Annotated in this window: 3 protein-coding genes and 1 pseudogene; all 4 read left to right on the forward strand. The window is 61.9% G+C overall.

What is annotated here, in order from left to right:
* Positions 1-225 (forward strand): annotated as a pseudogene (locus ACFSJC_RS12635) (methyl-accepting chemotaxis protein); the annotation flags it as partial.
* Positions 226-372: 147 nt separating this feature from the next.
* Complete coding sequence (locus tag ACFSJC_RS12640) at positions 373-2541, forward strand: methyl-accepting chemotaxis protein (RefSeq protein WP_386027227.1); 2169 nt, start codon at positions 373-375, stop codon at positions 2539-2541.
* Between the two features lie 13 nt (positions 2542-2554).
* Positions 2555-3109, forward strand: a complete 555-nt coding sequence (locus ACFSJC_RS12645) for a chemotaxis protein CheW (protein WP_386027230.1) — start codon at positions 2555-2557, stop codon at positions 3107-3109.
* 140 nt (positions 3110-3249) lie between these two features.
* A partial coding sequence (locus ACFSJC_RS12650; RefSeq protein ID WP_386027232.1) for an MCP four helix bundle domain-containing protein occupies positions 3250-5309 on the forward strand: 2060 nt, incomplete at its 3' end.

The following is a 5309-nucleotide window of genomic DNA, read 5'->3' on the forward strand; positions in this document are numbered from 1 at the left end:
CAGAACGCCTCGGCCTCCGAGGAGCTGGCGGCGACGGCCGAGGAGATGAGCGGTCAGGCCGAGCAGCTGCAACAGATGATGAGCTTCTTCAAGACCGGTGTCGAATCGGCTCGACCCGCTGTCTCGACTCACAGGAGCGCGCGCGAGCCTCAGACGCTTTCTGCCCCCAAGGGTCAGCGGCTGTCGGCCAGTCCGATGCTGGACTCCGATTTCGTCAGTTTCTGATTCGAATGTGATGTCCAGGCAAGGCGGTCATTTCCGGATATGAAGTGACCCAACGATCGGCATGGGGGGACATGAGCGGGAACGAACCCCAACGGCGGCGATTCCTTTGGCATCGCAAGGCGACATCTTATTTCAACGGAGAACGACATGTTGTCGAACATCAAAATCGGCGCACGTCTGGCTTTGGGTTTCGGTCTTGTCATTGCGCTGATGCTCGGGACGCTCGCCATGAACGTCTTTCAGTTGCGCAGCATCCAAAATGTTTCGAACGAGGTTGTCGCCGAGGCATGGCCGAATGCGGACGTGGCTAACCAGATCATCGTTAACATCAGCGACAACGCCAAGATGGCCTTGTCCCTGATGTTCATGAGCGATCCGCAGCGGATGAAAAAGACGGTTGCGGAGATGAGCGAGACATCCAAGGCGCTCACGGGGCTCTACGAGCGTCTGGAGCAGAGTCTGACGACGCCGGAAGGCCAGGCGTTGCTGGCAGATATCCTCACGGCGCGTAAGGCCTATGTGGGAAGTCGTAAGAATGCGATCGCGCTGGCGTTGGAGTCGAGGATGGACGAGGCACGAAACCTGATGGTTCAGGAGACGTTGCCGCTGCACCGTGCCTATGTCGCTGCCGTCCATACCCTGATCGATCTGGCGGGGCGAGAGGTGGATGACTCGGGGCGTCGCACCGTGGAGATCATCAAACGCGCCACGACGATGACGGCCTCGCTCGGGTCGGCCATGCTGCTGATCGCGATTGTGGTGGGATTGGCGCTTACCCGCAGCATCGTCCGTCCGCTGGGGAAGGCAGTAACCACAGTGGATCAGATCGCCGCCGGCGATCTGTCGGTCGAACTCCAGTCGCGTTCGAAAGATGAGGTCGGACAGCTGATGCGCTCGGTCGGCGCCATGCAGACCACGCTGCGAACCCTGATCGCCGAGATGAATCGGATGTCTGGCGAGCACGACAAGGGCGACATCGACGTCAAGATCGACGAGGAACGCTTTGAGGGCGACTTCCGGACCATGGCGGCGGGCGTCAACGATATGGTTTTCGGCCATATCGCGGTCAAGAAGAAGGCCATCGCCTGCGTCACCGAGTTTGGTGAAGGCAACATGGATGCGGAGCTCGAACCGTTCGCGGGCAAGAGGGCCTTCATCAACGAAACCATCGAGCAGGTGCGCGGCAACTTCAAGGCGCTCATCGCCGACGTGACCCTTTTGAGCGAGTCGGCGGTGGAAGGCCGTTTGGATGTGCGCGCCGATGCGAGCCATCACAGAGGCGACTTCCGGCGGATCGTCGAGGGCATCAATGCGACCCTGGACGCGGTGATCGGCCCGGTGAACGAGGTGATGCGCATCCTCGCCCTGATCGAGGAGGGCCACCTCTCTGAGACGATCGGGACGCCCTACAAAGGCCGCCTGGAAGAGTTGCGCGTGACCTTGAACAACACGGTGGCCAAATTGGCGCAGACGATGCGTAACGTGCGCGTTACCGCCGACGATCTGGCCTCGGCGTCCGAGCAGGTGAGCATGACGGCGCAGTCGCTCTCACAGGGTGCGACCGAGCAGGCGGCGAGCGTTGAGGAGACCTCGGCCGCATTGGAGCAGATGTCGGCCTCGGTGGCGCAGAACACTGAGAACGCCAACGTGACCGACGGTATGGCGGCGAAGGCCGCGAAGGAAGCGACCGAGGGCGGCGCGGCGGTGAAGGAGACGGTCGCGGCGATGAAGCAGATCGCACAGAAGATCGGGATCATCGACGACATCGCCTACCAGACCAACCTGCTGGCGCTGAACGCGGCGATCGAGGCGGCGCGTGCCGGGGAGCACGGCAAAGGCTTCGCAGTGGTCGCGACCGAGGTGCGCAAGCTGGCCGAGCGCAGTCAGGAGGCGGCTCAGGAGATCGGCGAGGTGGCCGGCTCCAGTGTGGAGCTGGCCGAGCGCGCCGGGCGTTTGCTCGACGAGATCGTTCCGGCCATCGCCAAGACCTCGGATCTGGTGCAGGAGATTGCGGCGGCGTCGAGCGAGCAGTCGAGCGGTGTGGGTCAGATCAATGGCGCGGTCTCGCAACTCAGTCAGGCGACTCAGCAGAACGCCTCGGCCTCCGAGGAACTGGCGGCGACGTCCGAGGAGATGAGCGGTCAGGCCGAGCAGCTTCAGCGAATGATGAGCTTCTTCAAGACCGGCGAGTCGGCTCGGCGGTTGTCGGAGGAATCCTCGACTGAGGCGTCGTCCAAGCCGAAGGCCGCCTCGAAACCCAGCGTCAAGCGCCTGCCGGCCGGTCCGTCGGCGGACTCCGAATTCGTCAGTTTCTGAGGGTGTGGCAATCATGACAGTCAAAGACTCGCATCAGCTTCGGTCTGCGTCGGCCGATACAGACGACGAAGGCACCAATCAGTATCTGACCTTCAGCGTGGCGGAACAGATGTTCGGTGTCGGGATTCTGGCGATCAAGGAGATCATCCAGTACGGCGCCGTCTCCAGCGTGCCGATGATGCCGGATTTCATTCGGGGGGTGATCAATCTGCGCGGCGCAGTCGTGCCGGTCGTGGATCTCTCGGCCCGTTTCCATCGCCGCCAGGCCGAGGCCGGGCGACGTAGCTGCATCGTCATCGTCGAGATGAACGAGGAGGGTGGCGCTCAGGACGTCGGCATTCTGGTCGATAGCGTCTCGGCCGTGCTGGAGATCACCCCGGATGAGATCGAGCCGCCGCCGGCCTTCGGCGCGGGCATCAAGAGCGATTTCATTCGCGGCATGGGCAAGGTGGACGGGCGCTTCGTCATCCTGCTCGACATCTCCCGCGTCCTGGGCACCGAGGGGCTCATCGAATTGGTGGCACCGGTCGTCGCTGCGGCGTCCAACAAGGTGGTGTCATCGGGCTGAGGGGCTTCTCAGGGTCGGCGTTCGTTTTCGTCAGGGATCAAGCGGCTCAACGGCCCTTCTGAGCCCCTGGTGCGGATTGGTGGTTACGGCAACTCTTTACCGCCTGGTTGATGATTTCGGCATACAGGGGATCTATCCAAATGAAGTTCACCGTCGTCAAGAAGATGGCTTTGCTCGTGTGCACGGCGCTGCTCGGCATCGGGCTGCTTGCCTTTCTCAGCCACCAGCAGATGGGTAAGGTCTATGAGACTGCCAATTACAGCACCGTCAATTCGGTCCCCAGCCTGGTGGCGCTGGACGAGTTGCGCGCTCATTTCTCCAAGCTTCGGATCGGTATCTATCGCCACCTCGTTTCCGTCGATTCGGCCACAAAGGAGGCGATCGAGCGCGAGATCGACGTGGATCGGGCGGAGGTCGAGAAGGCAGCGCAGACCTACCGGACGCTCGTCTCCGATGAGACGGACAAGGGCTTTTTCGACCGGGAGATGGCGCTGTACGAACAATACGTCGCGGGACTCGATGCGCTGCTGATGCGCTCAAGCATCAATGGCACCGAGGCGACGGGTGATCTGGCGCAGGATACTCGTGCGATCGCCAGTCAGTTCGAGGACTTGCTCGACGAGCATTTCGCCTACAACGTCAGTTTAGCGAAGAAGGCTGCGGAGCTGTCCGAGACCACCCTTGACGGTGCCTTCACCCTGTCGCTGATGGTCTTCGGTTTGACCCTGGTTGTGGTCGCCTTGCTGGGGTTCGTCATCACGCGCGGTTTGCTCAAGCAATTGGGCGGCGAGCCCGATTTTGCCTCCGAGGTTGCGAATCGGATCGCGGCTGGCGACTTGAGTTCGAGGATCGATCTCCGGTCGGGCGATGACTCCAGCCTGATGGCGGCCATGAAGACGATGTCCGAGTCCATCCAGCGGCTCATCGACGAGATAAATCACATGTCGTCCGAGCACGACCGGGGCGATATCGACGTGCGCATCGACGAGGGCCGTTTCCAGGGCGATTTCCGGTTGATGGCCAAGGGCGTCAACGACATGGTCGCCGGCCATGTCGCGGTCAAGAAGAAGGCGATGGCCTGTGTGAAGTCCTTCGGCGAGGGCGACATGGATGCCGAGCTGGAGCTTTTCCCCGGCAAGAAGCGTTTCATCAACGACACCATCGAACAGGTTCGGGGCAATATCCGAGGTTTCATCGCGGAGATGAAGCATATGGCGTCCGAGCACGATCTTGGTGATATCGACGTGCGCATGGACGAGGGTCGCTTCCAGGGCGATTTCCGGTTGATGGCCAAGGGGGTCAACGACATGGTCGCCGGCCATATCGCGGTCAAGAAGAAGGCGATGGCCTGTGTGAAGTCCTTCGGCGAGGGCGACATGGATGCCGAGCTGGAGCTCTTCCCCGGCAAGAAGCGTTTCATCAACGACATCATCGAACAGGTTCGGGGGAATATCCGAGGCTTCATCGCCGAGATGAACCATATGGCGTCCGAGCACGATCTCGGTGATATCGACGTGCGCATGGACGAGGATCGCTTCCAGGGCGATTTCCAGGTGATGGCCAAGGGGGTCAACGACATGGTCGCCGGCCATATCGCGGTCAAGAAGAAGGCGATGGCCTGTGTGAAGTCCTTCGGCGAGGGCGACATGGATGCCGAGCTGGAGCTCTTCCCCGGCAAGAAGCGTTTCATCAACGACACCATCGAGCAGGTTCGGGGCAACATCCAGGCCCTGATCGAGGATGCCAACACACTCTCCGGGGCCGCGCTGGCAGGTCGGCTCGACGTGCGCGCCGATCCGGCGCGTCACAGAGGCGATTTCCGTCGCATCGTCGAGGGGATCAATGCGACGCTGGACGCGGTGATCGGTCCGGTCGATGAGGTGATGCGCGTGCTTGTCCTGATGGAGCGGGGCGATCTCTCCGAACGCATCGAGACGCGCTACCAGGGACGACTGGAGGAACTGCGCGAGACGGTTAACAACACGCTCGAGAAACTGGCGCAGACCATCCGCGAGGTGCGCACGAGCGCCGACGAGCTGACGACCGCGTCCGACCAGGTGAGCATGACGGCGCAGTCGCTCTCGCAGGGTGCGACCGAACAGGCGGCGAGCGTGGAAGAGACCTCGGCCTCGATGGAGCAGATATCGGCCTCGGTGGCGCAGAACACCGAGAACGCCAACGTGACCGACGGCATGGCGGC

This window comes from Thiorhodococcus fuscus (genome assembly GCF_042682685.1).
Taxonomy (GTDB): domain Bacteria; phylum Pseudomonadota; class Gammaproteobacteria; order Chromatiales; family Chromatiaceae; genus Imhoffiella; species Imhoffiella fuscus.

Excerpts from the sequence above, each read along its gene's own strand:
- ACFSJC_RS12640 (WP_386027227.1), top strand. The coding sequence starts at position 373 with ATGTTGTCGAACATCAAAATCGGCGCACGTCTGGCTTTGGGTTTCGGT.
- ACFSJC_RS12645 (WP_386027230.1), top strand. The coding sequence starts at position 2,555 with ATGACAGTCAAAGACTCGCATCAGCTTCGGTCTGCGTCGGCCGATACA.